General features: G+C 66.8%; 17 protein-coding genes. 9 read left to right on the top strand and 8 right to left on the bottom strand.

Features of this window, described 5'->3' with window-relative positions; all coding sequences use genetic code 11:
- The first annotated feature begins 29 nt into the window (after positions 1 to 29).
- Entirely contained in the window at positions 30 to 1,376 is a 1,347-nt protein-coding gene (locus tag ACVWZ5_RS09875; RefSeq protein WP_028691729.1) for a class II 3-deoxy-7-phosphoheptulonate synthase, read from the top strand.
- Here the strand turns inward: ACVWZ5_RS09875 and ACVWZ5_RS09870 are convergent.
- Positions 1,357 to 2,577, bottom strand: coding sequence for a winged helix-turn-helix domain-containing protein (locus tag ACVWZ5_RS09870; protein WP_062573263.1), 1,221 nt, complete (start codon positions 2,575 to 2,577; stop codon positions 1,357 to 1,359). The two genes, ACVWZ5_RS09875 and ACVWZ5_RS09870, sit on opposite strands and share 20 nt — an antisense overlap.
- A gap of 76 nt (positions 2,578 to 2,653) precedes the next feature.
- Positions 2,654 to 2,872 carry a DUF1127 domain-containing protein gene (locus ACVWZ5_RS09865; RefSeq protein WP_028691731.1) on the bottom strand — a complete coding sequence of 73 codons (219 nt, stop codon included), beginning with the start codon at positions 2,870 to 2,872 and terminating at the stop codon, positions 2,654 to 2,656.
- 96 nt (positions 2,873 to 2,968) lie between these two features.
- Here ACVWZ5_RS09865 and ACVWZ5_RS09860 point away from each other — a divergent pair, with 96 nt between their 5' ends.
- The gene (locus tag ACVWZ5_RS09860) at positions 2,969 to 3,820 is read left to right on the top strand and encodes a LysR substrate-binding domain-containing protein (RefSeq protein WP_028691732.1); all 852 of its coding nucleotides are present in this window, start codon (positions 2,969 to 2,971) and stop codon (positions 3,818 to 3,820) included.
- Positions 3,821 to 3,921: 101 nt separating this feature from the next.
- Here the strand turns inward: ACVWZ5_RS09860 and ACVWZ5_RS09855 are convergent, their stop codons facing one another.
- Positions 3,922 to 4,671, bottom strand: a complete 750-nt coding sequence (locus ACVWZ5_RS09855) for a sulfite exporter TauE/SafE family protein (protein WP_028691733.1) — start codon at positions 4,669 to 4,671, stop codon at positions 3,922 to 3,924.
- A 117-nt stretch (positions 4,672 to 4,788) separates the two neighbouring features.
- Here ACVWZ5_RS09855 and ACVWZ5_RS09850 point away from each other — a divergent pair, with 117 nt between their 5' ends.
- From ACVWZ5_RS09850 to ACVWZ5_RS09840, 3 genes are all read left to right on the top strand, one after another.
- The gene (locus tag ACVWZ5_RS09850; RefSeq protein WP_028691734.1) at positions 4,789 to 5,745 is read left to right on the top strand and encodes a LysR family transcriptional regulator; all 957 of its coding nucleotides are present in this window, start codon (positions 4,789 to 4,791) and stop codon (positions 5,743 to 5,745) included.
- Between the two features lie 55 nt (positions 5,746 to 5,800).
- Entirely contained in the window at positions 5,801 to 6,256 is a 456-nt protein-coding gene (locus ACVWZ5_RS09845; RefSeq protein WP_028691735.1) for a MarR family winged helix-turn-helix transcriptional regulator, read from the top strand.
- A 130-nt stretch (positions 6,257 to 6,386) separates the two neighbouring features.
- On the top strand, positions 6,387 to 6,815 hold the full coding sequence (locus tag ACVWZ5_RS09840) for an organic hydroperoxide resistance protein (protein ID WP_023632623.1): 429 nt from the start codon (positions 6,387 to 6,389) through the stop codon (positions 6,813 to 6,815).
- Positions 6,816 to 6,915: 100 nt separating this feature from the next.
- Here ACVWZ5_RS09840 and efp read toward each other — a convergent pair whose 3' ends face one another.
- Both efp and earP read right to left on the bottom strand, forming a co-directional pair.
- Entirely contained in the window at positions 6,916 to 7,485 is a 570-nt protein-coding gene (gene efp, locus ACVWZ5_RS09835) for an elongation factor P (protein WP_062573262.1), read from the bottom strand.
- Between the two features lie 48 nt (positions 7,486 to 7,533).
- On the bottom strand, positions 7,534 to 8,667 hold the full coding sequence (gene earP / locus ACVWZ5_RS09830; RefSeq protein WP_096048388.1) for an elongation factor P maturation arginine rhamnosyltransferase EarP: 1,134 nt from the start codon (positions 8,665 to 8,667) through the stop codon (positions 7,534 to 7,536).
- Positions 8,668 to 8,801: 134 nt separating this feature from the next.
- On the opposite strand from earP, the gene ACVWZ5_RS09825 reads away from it, so the two are divergent.
- Both ACVWZ5_RS09825 and ACVWZ5_RS09820 read left to right on the top strand, forming a co-directional pair.
- Complete coding sequence (locus tag ACVWZ5_RS09825) at positions 8,802 to 9,200, top strand: hypothetical protein (RefSeq protein WP_336196503.1); 399 nt, start codon at positions 8,802 to 8,804, stop codon at positions 9,198 to 9,200.
- Positions 9,201 to 9,202: 2 nt separating this feature from the next.
- Positions 9,203 to 9,685 carry a GreA/GreB family elongation factor gene (locus ACVWZ5_RS09820; RefSeq protein WP_457340584.1) on the top strand — a complete coding sequence of 161 codons (483 nt, stop codon included), beginning with the start codon at positions 9,203 to 9,205 and terminating at the stop codon, positions 9,683 to 9,685.
- A 21-nt stretch (positions 9,686 to 9,706) separates the two neighbouring features.
- Here ACVWZ5_RS09820 and ACVWZ5_RS09815 read toward each other — a convergent pair whose 3' ends face one another.
- Complete coding sequence (locus ACVWZ5_RS09815) at positions 9,707 to 10,648, bottom strand: LysR family transcriptional regulator (RefSeq protein WP_062573259.1); 942 nt, start codon at positions 10,646 to 10,648, stop codon at positions 9,707 to 9,709.
- Between the two features lie 116 nt (positions 10,649 to 10,764).
- Between ACVWZ5_RS09815 and ACVWZ5_RS09810 the strand changes: the two genes are divergently transcribed.
- Positions 10,765 to 11,514, top strand: a complete 750-nt coding sequence (locus ACVWZ5_RS09810) for a 3-oxoacyl-ACP reductase family protein (protein ID WP_062361607.1) — start codon at positions 10,765 to 10,767, stop codon at positions 11,512 to 11,514.
- A 23-nt stretch (positions 11,515 to 11,537) separates the two neighbouring features.
- On the opposite strand, the gene ACVWZ5_RS09805 is transcribed toward ACVWZ5_RS09810, so the two are convergent.
- Positions 11,538 to 12,416 (bottom strand): LysR family transcriptional regulator, encoded by an 879-nt coding sequence (locus ACVWZ5_RS09805; protein ID WP_062573258.1) that lies wholly within the window; start codon positions 12,414 to 12,416, stop codon positions 11,538 to 11,540.
- A 108-nt stretch (positions 12,417 to 12,524) separates the two neighbouring features.
- Between ACVWZ5_RS09805 and ACVWZ5_RS09800 the strand changes: the two genes are divergently transcribed.
- Complete coding sequence (locus ACVWZ5_RS09800) at positions 12,525 to 13,712, top strand: MFS transporter (RefSeq protein WP_457340583.1); 1,188 nt, start codon at positions 12,525 to 12,527, stop codon at positions 13,710 to 13,712.
- 49 nt (positions 13,713 to 13,761) lie between these two features.
- On the opposite strand, the gene ACVWZ5_RS09795 is transcribed toward ACVWZ5_RS09800, so the two are convergent.
- Positions 13,762 to 15,114 carry a TolC family outer membrane protein gene (locus ACVWZ5_RS09795; protein WP_028691745.1) on the bottom strand — a complete coding sequence of 451 codons (1,353 nt, stop codon included), beginning with the start codon at positions 15,112 to 15,114 and terminating at the stop codon, positions 13,762 to 13,764.
- Positions 15,115 to 15,117 lie beyond the last annotated feature (3 nt).

Raw genomic sequence — 15,117 nt, 5'->3', positions numbered from 1 at the left:
CTTAACGACACTTATGGATAGAGCTTGCAATGACCCGACAATGGACCCCTGACAGCTGGCGCGCCCTGCCGATCCAGCAGCAACCGATCTACCCCGACGCCGCGCACCTGCTGAAGGTGGAGCAGACTTTGGCCAGCTACCCGCCGCTGGTGTTCGCCGGCGAAGCCCGCGAGCTGCGCCGGCAGTTCGCCGAGGTGACCCAGGGCCGGGCGTTCCTGCTGCAGGGCGGCGACTGCGCCGAAAGCTTCGCCGAGTTCTCCGCGGCGAAGATCCGCGACACCTTCAAGGTGCTGCTGCAGATGGCCATTGTCATGACCTTCGCCGCCGGCTGCCCGGTGGTCAAGGTCGGGCGCATGGCCGGCCAGTTCGCCAAGCCGCGCTCGGCCAATGACGAGACCATCGGCGACATCACCCTGCCGGCCTACCGTGGCGACATCGTCAACGGCATCGGCTTCGACGAAAAGAGCCGCGTCCCCGACCCGGAGCGCCTGCTGCAGGCCTACCACCAGGCCACCGCCAGCCTCAACCTGCTGCGCGCCTTCGCCCAGGGCGGCTTCGCCGACCTGCACCAGGTGCACAAGTGGAACCTGGACTTCATCGCCAACTCGGCGCTGGCCGACAAGTACCACCAGTTGGCCAACCGCATCGACGAGACCCTGGCCTTCATGCGCGCCTGCGGCCTGGACACCGCGCCGCAACTGCGTGAAACCAGCTTCTTCACCGCCCACGAAGCGCTGCTGCTCAACTACGAGGAAGCCTTCGTGCGCAGCGACAGCCTGACCGGCGACTACTACGACTGCTCGGCGCACATGCTGTGGATCGGCGACCGCACGCGCCAGCTCGACGGCGCCCATGTCGAGTTCCTGCGCGGCGTGCACAACCCGATCGGGGTCAAGGTCGGCCCGAGCATGAACCCCGAGGAGCTGATCCGCCTGATCGACGTGCTCAACCCGGACAACGACCCGGGCCGCCTGAACCTGATCGTGCGCATGGGCGCCGGCAAGGTCGGCGACCACCTACCGGGGCTGATCCGCACCGTGCAGCGCGAAGGCCGTCAGGTTCTGTGGAGCTCCGACCCGATGCACGGCAACACCATCAAGGCCAGCAGCGGCTACAAGACCCGCGATTTCGCGCAGATCCTCGACGAGGTCAAGCAGTTCTTCCAGGTGCACCAGGCCGAGGGCAGCCACGCCGGCGGTATCCACATCGAGATGACCGGGCAGAACGTCACCGAGTGCATCGGCGGCGCCCGACCGATCACCGAGGACGCCCTGTCCGACCGCTACCACACCCACTGCGACCCGCGGATGAACGCCGACCAGTCGCTGGAACTGGCGTTCCTGATCGCCGAAACCCTCAAGCAGGTGCGCCGCTGAGCAACGCCTGACGCAGCCGGCTGCCCTCGGCGCGGGGGCAGTTGAGCTGCACCCTCTCCAGCCCCAGCCAGGCGGCTAGCCGCTGCAAGTTGGCCGCCAGCGCCAGATACCCTTCCCCGTCCAGCCCTGCCGGTTCCTCGTGCACTGCATGCACCGCCAACCGCCCGTGGGCGCGCTCGGCGCGCAGATCCACCCGCGCGGCAATGCGCTCCCGATAAAGAAACGGCAGCACGTAGTAGCCGTACACCCGCTTGTGCGCCGGGGTGTAGATCTCCAGGCGGTAGCGGAAGTCGAACAGGCGCTCGGTACGCTCACGCGCCCAGACCAGTGAATCAAACGGCGAGAGCAAGGCGCTGGCTTCGATGCGCCGGGGAACCCGTGGCACGCCCGCGACATAGGCTGGTTGTTTCCAGCCCTGCACGGTACAGGCCTGCAGGCGCCCGTCCTCGACCAATACGGCCAGGGCGGCCTTGCTCTGCTGCGGCGAGAGGCGAAAGTAATCACGCAGGTCCTGTTCGGTGGCCACGCCCAGGGCGCCGGCGGCATGCAGCAGCAAGCCCTGGTGCGCTTCGATCTCGCTGGGCTGGGCCTGCTCGAGGATGGCCACCGGCAGGACCCGCTCGGGCAGGTCGTACAGGCGCTCGAACCCGCGACGCCCGGCCACGGTGACCTCGCCGGCGGCGAACAGCCATTCCAGCGCATGCTTTTCTTCGCTCCAGTCCCACCAGGGGCCGGCGCGTTCCTCGCGGGTGGACAGGCTGCCCGCGCCCAGCGCGCCCTGGTCGCGAACCGCCGCCAGCACTCGCTCGATCACCTCGCGCCGCTCGCGGCCGAACACAGCCAGTTGCCGGTAGATGCCCTTGCCGTCGGCGGCGTGGGCCATGCGCCAACGCATCATTGGGTAAAGCGCCAGCGGCAGCAGCGACGCTTCATGGCCCCAGTATTCGAACAACCGGCGCTGGCGGCGCGGCCCCCAGGCGAGCTGGTCGAGCAGGTCGTGCGGATAGTCGCCCAGGCGCGAGAACAGCGGCAGGTAGTGGGAGCGCACCAGGGCATTGACCGAGTCGATCTGTACCACGCCCAGGCGCTGGAACATGCGCGTGAGGCTGGCAGGGGTCGGCGGGCCGCCGGGCGACTTGCCGAAGCCCTGGGCGAACAAGGCCAGGCGGCGGGCCTGGGCGAGGGACAGGCTGAGGGACATGCAGTGGGCTCCGTCTGATGTTCAGACAGTAAAGACGCAATCGCCGGACAGGTTTGTCCGGCGATTGCAGCCCTCTTCATTTACGCAGCGGGTCTTCCCAGAAATGCCGGTCGGCCTCCTGCTGGATATCGGCCCGCGACAACCCCAGGTCGTGCAGCGTGGCATCGCTCAGGCGCGCCAGTTCGTCGCGCTGGCGGTGCAGTTCGTACCAGCGCAGCAGCCGCCCGCCGGCATCGTGCAACAGGTGGCCGAGGGTAGACCCAGGCTGGTGAGCAACGTTGAAATGACCTTTCATCTTGACGCCCTCCTTGTGGATGGCTCCAGTCTCTGCCCAGGCCTAAGATCAATCCAACGAATGTTTCTGATGCCATGCATCTCGGAGATTGATGCCATGTCCCAGTATCAGAGTCTCGACGCGGACGTGCTGCGCACCTTCGTCGCCATCGCCGAGCAAGGCGGCTTCACCCGCGCCGGCGAGGTGGTCAACCGCACCCAGTCAGCGGTGAGCATGCAGATGAAGCGCCTGGAGGAGGACATCCTGCAGCGCCAGCTGTTCGAGCGTGACGGCCGCCAGGTGCGCCTCACCGCCGAGGGCCAGGTCCTGCTGGGCTATGCCCGGCGCATCCTCAAGCTGCACGGCGAAGTGTTCAACACGCTGCGCATGCCGCACATGGTCGGCGTGGTGCGCATCGGCACTCCGGACGACTACGCCATGCGCTACCTGCCGGGCATCCTCACCCGTTTCGCCCAGGCGTACCCGCTGATCCATGTCGAGGTGCACTGCGACTCGTCCAAGCAGCTGATGCTGCGCCAGGACCTGGACCTGACCATCGTCACCCGCGAGCCGGGCAACGAGGTCGGCCAACTGCTGCGCCAGGAGCGCCTGGTGTGGGCCGCGGCGAAGGGTTTCTGCCCCCACGAGCAGCGGCCGATGCCGCTGGCGCTGTTCAACACCGACTGCTTCTGCCGCGCCTGGACCTGCAACGCCCTGGAGCGCCAGGGCATCGAGTACCGCATCGCCTACACCAGCCCGAGCCTGGCGGCGATCTTCGCCATCGTGCATGCCGGGCTGGCGGTGACCGCACAGTTGCAGAGCCTGATCGGCGGCGACCTGCGCATCCTCGGTGCGGACGACGGCCTGCCGCAGTTGCACATGGCCAATGTGATGCTGCTGCGCAACGACCAGCAGCATTCGCCGATCACCGACTGCATGGCCGAGTACATCGTCGAAGGGTTCAAGTAACACGTCAAAACTATCGCGGGGCAAGCCCGCTCCCACCAGTGATCAAGCATGGGAGCGGCGGTGCGCCGATGCGACTTGCCCCGCGATCAGGCAGACTGCGCCTAAAGCTCGAACCCAAGCATCACCGCACACACCACCAAAAACCCGCAGAACAGCGTGCGCAACACCTTCTCCGGCAACGCATGGGCCAGCTTCACCCCCCAGCTGATGCTCAGCAACCCACCCACGGCCAGTGGAATCCCGATGCCCCAGTCGACACTCTGGTGCACCCCGTAGGTCAACAGCGTCACCATGGTGCTCGGCGCCGCCAATGCCAGCGACAGCCCCTGGGCCACCACCTGGGTAGTGCCGAATACCGAGGTCAGGATCGGCGTGGCCACCACCGCCCCGCCCACGCCAAACAGCCCACCCATGGTCCCGGCGAAGCTGCCCAGCACGCCCAGCCAGGGCCACGGATAACGCAGCTGGTTGCTCGGCGGCCGCACCGGCAGGAACATCCGCGCCACATTCCAAACCGCCAGCGCCACCAGGAAACCGACGAAGTACAGGCGCATCGACTGGGCATCGATGCCCACCGCCCAGATCGACCCCAGCCAGGCGAACACGAAGCTGCACAGCGACAACGGCACGGCATGGCGCAGTTCGATGCGGTTGCGCTGGTGATAGCGCCACAGCGCCAGCAGCACGTTGGGCACCACCATCACCAGGGCGGTGCCCTGGGCCAACTGCTGGTCAAGGCCGAACAGCACGCCCAGCGCCGGAATGGCGATCAACCCGCCGCCGATGCCGAACAGCCCACCCAAGGTGCCGAGCGCGGCCCCCAGCACGATATACATCACCCACTCGATCATCAGCGCCTCATCCGCCTGCTTTCAGAGAATGAGGGCATGCTAGCCAGTCACGGCTGGCGGGGAAACGCACAGCAGCGCACAATGGCTTTGCGCATTTCGCACAAGCATCGAACCGCCATGAGCCCCGACATCCTCACCGAACAACTCAGCCTGTTCCTCGACGTACTGGAAACCGGCAGTTTCTCCGCCGCCGCCCGGCGCCATCCGTTGACGCCCTCCGCGGTGGCGCGGCGCATCGACAACCTGGAAAGCGCGGTGGGCAGCCGCCTGTTCTCGCGCAGCACCCACGCCGTGCGCCCGACGCCGGCTGGCAATGCCTTCGCCGAGCGGGCCCGGCGCATCATCGAGGAGCTGCGCCTGGCACGCGCCGAGGCGGTGTCGTTGAGCAATGCCCCGGAAGGCTTGATCCGCATCGACGCACCAGCCGCCTTCGGCCGTCGCCACCTGGCCCCGGCCATCGCCGATTTCCTGGTGGCCTATCCCGGGCTCGACGTGCAGCTGCGCCTGATCGACAGCTTCGTCGACCTGCACGGCAGCCACCTGGGCGAGGTGGACCTGGTGCTACGCGCCGGCCCCCTGGCCGACACCCGCCTGGTGGCCACGCCCCTGGCCTACATGGTGCGCATCGCCTGTGCCAGCCCCGCGTACCTGGCCAGCCGCGGGGTGCCGGCCTGCCCCAGCGAGCTGCCCGGGCACGACGGCCTCGACTGGGACGGACTGGCCCCGCCGTTCGCCTGGCGCTTCGCGGTCGCCGGCCAGACCCGCCTGTACCGCCCGGCACGCATGCGCATGGCCGCCAACAACGCCGAGACCCTGCTGTTTGGCGCCCTGGCCGGCTTGGGCGTCGCCCACCTGCCGACCTGGCTGATCAGCGACTACCTGCTGCGTGGCGAACTGCTCCCGCTGTTCTGCGACAACGGCCTGCCGGAGCCCGAGACCAGCGGCATTTACGCCCTGCGTCTGGAACATGAAACGAACTCTCGCAGCCGCTTGCTGCTCGAATTCCTCAAGAGCCGTTTCAGCCCGGTGCCACCCTGGGACCTGGCGCTGAGAAGCGAGCTGCGCTGGCAATGAGCGCACAAAGCTTTGGCGTGCTAGATTTCAACCCTTACCGATTCCAAGGACCTGCATGAACGCCGACACCCAAGCCCCCTGCGACGCGCTGCTGCTGGACAACCAGGTCTGCTTCGCCCTGCACTCGACCTCGTTGCTGATGACCAAGGTCTACAAGCCCCTGCTGCAAGCACTGGGCCTGACCTACCCGCAGTACCTGGCCATGCTGGTCTTGTGGGAACAGGACGGCCTGACCGTGGGCGAGATCAGCCAGCGCCTGCTCACCGACCCCGGTTCGCTGACACCGCTGCTCAAGCGCCTGGAAAGCGAGGGCCTGCTCAAGCGCAGCCGCAGCCGTGAGGATGAACGGGTGGTGCTGGTGCAACTGACCGACCAGGGCCGCGCCCTGCAGGCCGAGGCCCAGCGCGTGCCGCAGTGCATCCTGCAGGCCAGCGGCCACAGTGCCGAGCAACTGCGCAAGCTGCAGGCCGACCTGCTCGCCCTGCGTGCGCAGCTGCAAGAAAACCTCTGACGTCTAAGCTGTGAGATGGCTGTTCGGATGAATGGTCAAATATTTAACTTGCGCACTAAATAATTGCGCGCTAAGTTAATCCCATACCCACTCAGCGCCGACGGCGCACAGCACCCAAGCGAGGCTCAAGATGCAAAAGGTCACTCCGCTGTACATCGCAGAAGCCACTTCCACCGGTGGTCGTGATGGCAAATCCCGCTCCAGCGACGGCAAGCTGGAAGTCAAGCTGAGCACCCCCAAGGAACTGGGTGGCGCAGGCGGTGACGGCACCAACCCCGAGCAGATGTTCGCCGCCGGCTACTCGGCCTGCTTCATCGGCGCGCTGAAGTTCGTCGCCGGCCAGGAGAAAAAGGCCCTGCCGGCGGATGCGTCGATCACCGCCAAGGTCGGCATCGGCCAGATCCCGGGCGGATTCGGCCTGGACATCGACCTGCACATCAACCTGCCGGGCCTGGCCCAGGCCGACGCCGAAGGGCTGGTGGAAAAGGCGCATAAGGTCTGCCCTTACTCCAATGCCACCCGCGGCAATGTGGATGTGCGGTTGCATGTGACTGTCTGAGGACGCCGCTGCGACTTGCCCCGCGATGAAGGCGGCACGGTTCCACAGACACAAAAAAACCCGGCCGAGGCCGGGTTTTTCGTGCTCATCGCAAGAAGGATTACTTCTTGGAACGGCCCTTGAAGGAGCCATCGCGAGTGTCGATGTCGATCATCTCGTCGATTTCGATGAAGTCGGCAACTTGTACTTCGGTACCGTTGGCCAGCTTGGCAGGCTTCATGACCTTGCCCGAGGTGTCGCCGCGAGCAGCGTTCTCGGTGTAGACGACCTGACGGCTGATGGTGGTCGGCAGTTCTACCGAAACCACTTTCTCTTCGTACATGGTCAGGGCGCAGACGTCCTGCATGCCTTCTTCGATGTACGGCAGAACGGCGTCGATGTCCTCGGCGTTCAGTTCGTACATGGTGTAGTCGGTGGTGTCCATGAAGGTGTACGCGTCACCACTGATGAAGGACAGGGTCACTTCCTTGCGGTCGAGGATCACGTCGTCCAGTTTGTCGTCGGCGAAGTAGACGGTTTCGGTCTTGTAGCCGGTCAACAGGTTCTTCAGCTTGGTCTTCATGATCGCGCTGTTGCGACCGGACTTGGTGAACTCGGCTTTCTGGACCAGCCACGGGTCGTTGTCGATCCGCAGTACGGTACCGGGTTTCAGCTCTTTACCAGTTTTCATTACGCAATATCCGAATCTGGATGGATTTATAAAAATCGAGGCCGCGTATCATAGCGAATTTCGGTAAAACTGTACCAGCGTCGTGGCAAGGTCCGGCCGAGCGGCCTGAACCGCGCACCATTGGTCGGCGTGCCGTTGCAGCTCCGGCAAGTGCCGCAGCACCCCACGCCAGGCCGCGCCCATGTCGCGGTCCATGTTCCAGGCCCGCCACAATTCCACCAGTACGTCGCCCGCCGCCTCCGACAGGCCCTGGCGATAATGCGCCAGGAACGCCTCGAGTTTTTCCCAATGGGCGTTCTCATCCTGTACGTAGATGTGCCAGAGCAGCGGCTTGCCCGCCCACTGCGCACGGACGAACGAGTCCTCGCCGCGCACGGCGTTGAAATCGCAGCACCAGAGCAGGCGATCATAGTCGTCCTGGCTGACGAACGGCAGTACCTGCAACGTCAACGCGCCCTGCTGGCGGACATCGCCTACGCCGAAGCCGGGTTCGCCCAGCCAGGCGCGCAGATCGGCCAGGATGCGCCCCTCGGGCACCAGCAGATGGCTGGGCACGTCGTCCTGGACCATGGCATCGAGCCAACTCCCCAACTGGCCGTTTTCATAGGCGAACAGTGAAATCAGCCGCGTGCCGGGTTGCGCGTGCACGCCGAGCCCGGCGAGGAAAGCCTGGCGCGTGGCCGAGTCGCCCAGCAGCGCGTCACGCCGCGCCAGCAACGGGCCTTCGCGCAGCAGCCCGCCGGTGCCCTCGGTGAACCCTGGAAAGAAGAACACCGTGCGCAGGCCATTGCCCTGGGGCGAGGTCAGGCCATGGCAACCTTCGACCCAGTCCTCGGCGCTGAGGTACTCGAGGTTCAACCACAGCGCGCGCGGCTGGCGCGTGGCCAGGGCCTCGACATAGGCCGGTGGCAGGCGGCAGCCGAAGGCGCCGATCACCACGTCGGCGGGCGCCAGCGCCTGCCAGTCCGCCGGCCAGTGGCGCACTTCCACGCCCTGCTGCCATTGCTGCGCGGCGCCGCCATCGGCTTCGGGACACAGGCGCACGAAAGCCTGCAGGTCGTCCACCCACAGGCGCACCGCCAGGTCGTGCTCGGCCACCAGCTGGCGCGCCAGGCGCCAGGTGACGCCAATGTCGCCATAGTTGTCGACGACCGTGCAGAAGATGTCCCAGGTGGTTTTCATCGCCACGTTCCGTTACCTGCGAAAAAGACCGCGGATTTTGCGGATATTTGCCCGCCAGCAAAAGCGCGGCGCTGAAAAAACCTGTCGCGCCATGCGAGAATGGCCCCCACTAACCTGCCTGCCAGGAGGCCGCCATGCCCCGCCCCCGCGAATTGAAGATCACCCTCAGCCCCGTGCAACTGGTGCTGTGCGTCGCCCTGGGCCTGTGGCTCGGCGCCGTTGCCATCGCCCTGAGCCTGTGGCTGGCCTTGCGCCTGTGGCCGGCACAGGTGCAGCCGCTGGTCGAGGCCGCCGTCCCCGCCGTGGTACAGCCTGCGCCTGCCGCCGCGCCGGCACAACCGGCCGACGCCCAGGCGCAGATGTTCGAGCGCTACAAGGAGATCCTGCACAAGCAGGAACTGCAACAGGCCGCCGAGGCCGCCCAGGGCAACCCGCGCAACCTCAACAGCCCCAAGTGCCAGTTCTGGCTGCAGCAGAACCGCACCGCGCCGACCGACAAGAGCCAGGCCAACGTGCTGGAGTTCTGCTACTGACCATGGACAAGGCCAGCCTGCTGCAACTCATCATCGCCACCCTCGAGCACGACATGGAGGTGCTGCGCCGCGCCGCCCAGACCGCCTACGAGGCAGCCACCGCCGAAGAGAACATCGCCGAGAACAAGTACGACACCCTGGGGCTTGAGGCGTCGTACCTGGCCACCGGGCAGGCGCGGCGCACGGCCGAGATCCGCCAGGCGTTGCTGACCTACCAGCAGTTGGCGCTGCGCGACTACGACCCGGCGCGGGGGATCCAGATCGGTTGCCTGGTGACCCTGGAAGACGAGGCGGGCCAGCGGCGCCGGCTGTTCCTCGGGCCGGAAGGAGCCGGGCTGAAGATTGGCGAGGGGGATGGGCTGGTAACGGTGATCACGCCGCGCGCACCACTGGGGCAGCAACTGCTCGGCAAGCGGGTGGATGATGAAGTGAGCCTGGTGGTGTCCGCAGTGGCGCAGGTGCAGTTCATCATCGAGATCACCTGAGCCAGCGCGATCGCGGGGCCATCAATGACCCTGCAACGCATCGAACCGCCCCGCCAGCCCCCGCTCGGCGAACTGCTCCACCACGAAATCGATGAAGGCCCGGGTCTTGCCCGGCAACAGCTTGCGCTCGGCGTAGTACAGGCTGATATGTCCATCGTCCACGTACCAGTCCGGCAATACTCGGCTCAGGCGCCCTTCGGTCAGGTAGGGCAAGGCGAACGGCAGGCTGACCAGGGCGATGCCCAGGCCTTGCTCGGCCACCGCGCAGGCGGCGTCCGAATCGCTCATGGTCAGGCGCTGGGGCAGTTGCAGCGGCTGTTGCTCCTGCCAGCGACTGGTCAGCGGCCAGCTGCGCACCCGGCCGGTCTGCGGCGAGCGGATAAGGATGCCGGCGCACGCCTGCAACTGCTCAGGGCGGCTCAGTGGTCCGTGCTGTTGCAGGTAGCCCGGCGAAGCGACCAGCACCCGGTGCGCCGGGGTCAGCTTGCGTGCCACCACCCCGGGCGGCAGTTCGAAGCCACCACCGATGGCGGCATCGAAGCCCTGGCCGATCAGGTCGACCTGGCGGTTGTCGAAGTGCCAGTCCGCGGTCACCGCCGGAAAACGGGCGAGGAACTCACCTAAAAGCGGCAACACGTACAGGCGCCCGAATACCGTGCCCATGCTGACCCGCAGCACGCCCGAAGGATGCCCTTCGCAGTTGGCGAGGTTGGCCACGGCATATTGGATGGTGCGAAAACTCTCGCTCACCTCGGCCAGAAAGCGCTGCCCGGCCTCGGTCAGGGTCAGCTTGCGCGTGCTGCGCAGAAACAGGCGCACGCCGAGCCGCGCCTCGAGCTGGGCGACGTTCTTGCCGACCGCCGCCGGGGTGAGCGACAGGCGCCTGGCCGCCTCGGCAAAGCTGCCGACTTCGGCGCTGCGGATGAAGCATTCCAGGCTGCTGAACGATTCCACCACGGCCATTATCAACTCCAGGTTTATTCTAAGTAACTCGATTGCCATCTTATCAACAGGTAATCGAGCGCGGATACTGCGTCCATCCCAAGGCATCCGGCCTTGCTTCACTGCAGGAGATCAGCATGTCCCAAACACTTCCCCTCACCGGCAAGGTGGCCCTGGTCCAGGGCGGTTCACGCGGTATCGGCGCGGCCATTGTCCGGCGCCTGGCCCGCGACGGCGCCAAGGTCGCCTTTACCTACGTCAGCTCCAACGCCAGCGCCGAGGCCCTGGCCGGTGAAATCAACAACGCCGGCGGCCAGGCCCTGGCCCTGCGCGCCGACAGCGCCGATATCCAGGCCGTGCAACAGGCCGTCGCCGACACCGCCAAGGCCTTCGGCGGCCTCGATATCCTGGTCAACAACGCCGGCGTGCTGGCGGTGGCGCCGGTGGCCGAGTTCGACCTGGCCGACTTCGACCGCCTGCTGGCAATCAACGTGCGCAGCGTGTTCGTGGCCACCCAGGCGGCGGTGAAACACATGGGCAAGGGTGGGCGGATCATCAACATCGGCAGCACCAACGCCGAGCGCATGCCGTTCGCCGGCGGCGCCCCCTATGCCATGAGCAAGTCGGCGCTGGTCGGCCTGACCAAGGGCCTGGCCCGGGACCTCGGGCCGCAGGGGATCACCGTCAACAATGTGCAGCCGGGGCCGGTGGACACCGACATGAACCCGGCCAGCGGCGAGTTCGCCGAGAGCCTGATTCCGTTGATGGCCATCGGGCGCTACGGGCAGGCGGACGAGATCGCCAGTTTCGTGGCTTACCTGGCGGGGCCTGAAGCGGGCTACATCACCGGGGCGAGCCTGCTGGCCGATGGTGGGTTTGCGGCTTGATTCACCGCTCCTACAGGGGAGCGTCAGGTCGAAGGGAGGCTCTGCTCCATGACATCGAGAAAAGCCCGCGCCGCGGGCGTGGGGCTCGGCGACCAGACCGCGTAAAGATGCCGCACCGGCGCATCCACCAGCGGTACCGTGGCCACGCCCTGAAAACCCCGGGCGATACGCTCGGGCACCAACCCCAGCGCCATCCCGCGCTGGACGAACTTTTCCACCAGGCGAATATGGCCGATCTCGAACTGCACCCGATGCCGCAACCCCGCCGCCTGGAACGCCTCGTCGGTCTGCCGACGCGCCCCGGTACCCTCGGGAAAGTCGACCAGTACCTCATCGGCCAGATCGACCAGGGCCAGCTGCGCCCTGTCCGCCAGCCGGTGGCCGGGCGGCAACACCGCCACCAGTTCCTCCCGCGCCAGCAGGCGATGCTGCACGCCATGCAGCGCCTCGCCCTGCCACAGGCCGATGAAGCCCACGTCCAGGCGCCGTTCGCAGACATCCGCCACCAGCAACTCGCTCTTGGCGGTCAACCAGCGCACGTCCACATCCGGATAACGCTCATGGAACACCGCCAGCAGATCGACCAGATCCAGCGCGGTGAGCGAACTGATCTCACCGATCGACAGACGCCCACGTACCTGCCCGCAGGCGGCGGCCACATCCTCGGCCACCCGCCGCGCCGCTGCCACCGCCGGCCGGGCGCTGAGCACGAAGGCCTCGCCCGCCGGGGTCAGGCGCACGCGCCGCGAGCTGCGCTCGAACAGGCTCACCCCCAACTGCGCCTCCAACCGCGCCACCTGGTGGCTGAGGGCCGACTGCACCACGTGGCAGCGCTCGGCGGCACGGGTGAAGCTGCCGGTGTCGGCCACGGCCAGGGCGTATTCGAGCTGCTTGAGGTTCATCGAACTATCTGCTTTCAAGATGAATAAGTTGATAACTATACATTGGCGTCATGCCAGACACTTCCTGATACTTGTCGCCACACAACCTTGCCTGCAACGAGACTGCCCATGAACACCCCGACTCTCGGCCGCGCCCTTATCCTGCTGATGGCCACCGCCACCGGCCTGGCCGTGGCCAGCAACTACTACGCCCAACCGCTGCTGCACAGCATCGCCCAACAGTTCGGCCTGAGCACCGCCAGCGCCGGCACCATCGTCATCGCCGCCCAACTCAGCTACGGCGCCGGGCTGCTGTTGCTGGCGCCGCTGGGCGACCTGTTCGAGCAGCGCCGGTTGATCGTCACCATGGTGCTGATCGCTACCGCCGGGCTGGTGATCAGCGCCTGCGCGCCGAGCCTGCCTTGGCTGCTGTTGGGCACCGCGCTGACCGGGCTGTTCTCGGTGGTGGCCCAGGTGCTGGTGCCCATGGCCGCCGCCCTCAGTGCCCCGGAGCAGCGTGGGCGCGCCGTGGGCACGCTGATGAGCGGGCTGTTGCTGGGCATCCTGCTGGCGCGCACCGCCGCCGGCTTCATGGCCGAACTGGGCGGCTGGCGCAGCATCTACGTGCTGGCGGCGGTGCTGATGGCGATCAGCGCCCTCGCCCTGTACCGCAGCCTGCCGCAACACCACAGCCACGCGGGGCTCAAGTACCCGGCGCTGATCGGCTCGGTGTTCCGCCTGTTCGTCGAGGAGCCGGTGCTGCGCCTGCGTTCGCTGCTGGGGTTGCTGGCCTTCAGCCTGTTCGCGCTCTTCTGGACGCCACTGGCGTTCCTGCTGAGCAATGCGCCCTACCACTATTCCGACGCAGTGATCGGCCTGTTCGGCCTGGCCGGCGCGATCGGCGCGCTGGCAGCCAACTGGGCCGGGCGCCTGGCCGATCGCGGCAAGGGCCCGCTGGGCACTACCGTGGGGCTGGTGGCACTGCTGCTGTCGTGGGTGCCGCTGGGCTTTGCGCAGCAGTCGCTGGTGGCGTTGCTGGTGGGGGTGCTGCTGCTCGACCTGGCGGTGCAGCTGGTGCACGTGAGCAACCAGAACGCGGTGATCGTGCTGCGGCCGGAGGCGCGTACACGGCTCAATGCCGGGTACATCACCTGCTACTTCATTGGCGGGGCGCTGGGGGCGTTGCTGGGGACGCAGCTGTTCGAGGTGCATGGCTGGGATGGGATCGTGGTGGCGGGGCTGGTGATCGGGGCGCTGGCGCTGGTGGTGTGGGGGTTGGCTGAGCGCAAGCGCGGGAAGCTGGTCGTGGCCGCCTGAATGCCCGGCCACTCCTACAGGGATTTGTGCATGACCTGGAGCCTTGGGCTCAGCCTGACTTGCCCTCGATGAACGCTTCATCCACCCGCGCCAGCTGCGTCTCGCTCAGCACCCCGGCCTGGTAGTGCAGCTTGATCCACGCCAGCAGGTAGTCGTAACGCGCCTGGGCCAGGTCGCGGCGGGTGGTGGCCAGTTGCTGCTCGGCGTTGAGCACATCCAGGTTGACCCGCTCGCCGCCCTGCACGCTCTTGCGGGTGGACACCACCAGCGCCTCGGCCGCCACCAGCGCCCGCTCGTAGGCGCGCAGGCGGCTGGCGCCGGACTCGCAGGCGTTGTACTGCTTGCGCAGCTCGATCAACGCGCTGCGGGTGTTGCCGTCGAGCTCATACTCGGCCTGCTCCAGGTGCCGGCTGGCCTGGCGGGTCGAGGCCAGCACCCCGCCCCCGGCGAAGATCGGCACGCTGACTTCGATGCCCACGGTGTTGGTGTCGTAGCGCTGGTTGTAGGTGTTACCGCTGTCCGACTCCTGGCGCCGCGAGGTGGCGAAGGCAGTCACCTTGGGCAGGTGCCCGGCACGGTTGCGTTCGACTTCGTACCGCGCCACTTCCAGCGCCTGGCGCGACGAGGCCAGTTGCGGGTTGTTGGCCAGGGCCCGCTCCTGCCACGCCTCGTAGCCGCTGGGGTCGACCACCGGCAGGGCGAAGCCCAGGCGCAGCGGCGCCAGGTCTTCTACCCGCACCGCCGGCTCGCCGATCAGCGCCCCCAGCTCGCGCAGCGCGGCATCCTGCTCGTTGCGCGCCTTGATCTCCTCGGCATCGGCCAGCTCATAGCGGGCCTGGGCCTCGAGAATGTCGGTGCGGGTGCCTTCGCCGGCGTCAAACAGGCGCTGGTTCTGCTGGAACTGCTGGCGGTAGGCCTGCTTGCTGGCCACGCTGATGGCGATCTGGTCCTGGGCGAACAGGGCCTGGGTGTAGCTGGTCATCACCCGCACCAGCAACTGCTGGCTCTGGTCGCGGAAGCTCTCATCGGCGAACAGCGCCTGGGCCACGCCCTTGCGGTAGCTCGAATAGGCTTCGTAGTCGAACAGCGGCTGCTGAAGGATGAAGGTCGAGCCCATGCTGTTGTAAGTACGGTCCTCCTTCTGCCGACGCGAATCGCCGAGATAACGCACCTCGGAGTCGTTGCGCCCCTTGTTGTAGCTGTACGACAGGCTGGGCAGCAGGCCGGCGCGACCGATGGCGCGGTATTCCTGGCCGGCCTCGCGGGCCTTGAACGCCGCGAGGTAGGTCGGGTCGCGGCGCAGGGCCTGCTCGTACACCTGGAACGGCCCCATGGCCGCCTGGACGGCGGTCGGCAGCCAGACACAGGCCAGCAGCAGCCCGATCAGTGGGAACTTCTTCACTGG

It is taken from the genome of Pseudomonas sp. TE6283 (assembly GCF_054060555.1).
This window is presented reverse-complemented; position numbering and strand designations above follow the sequence as displayed.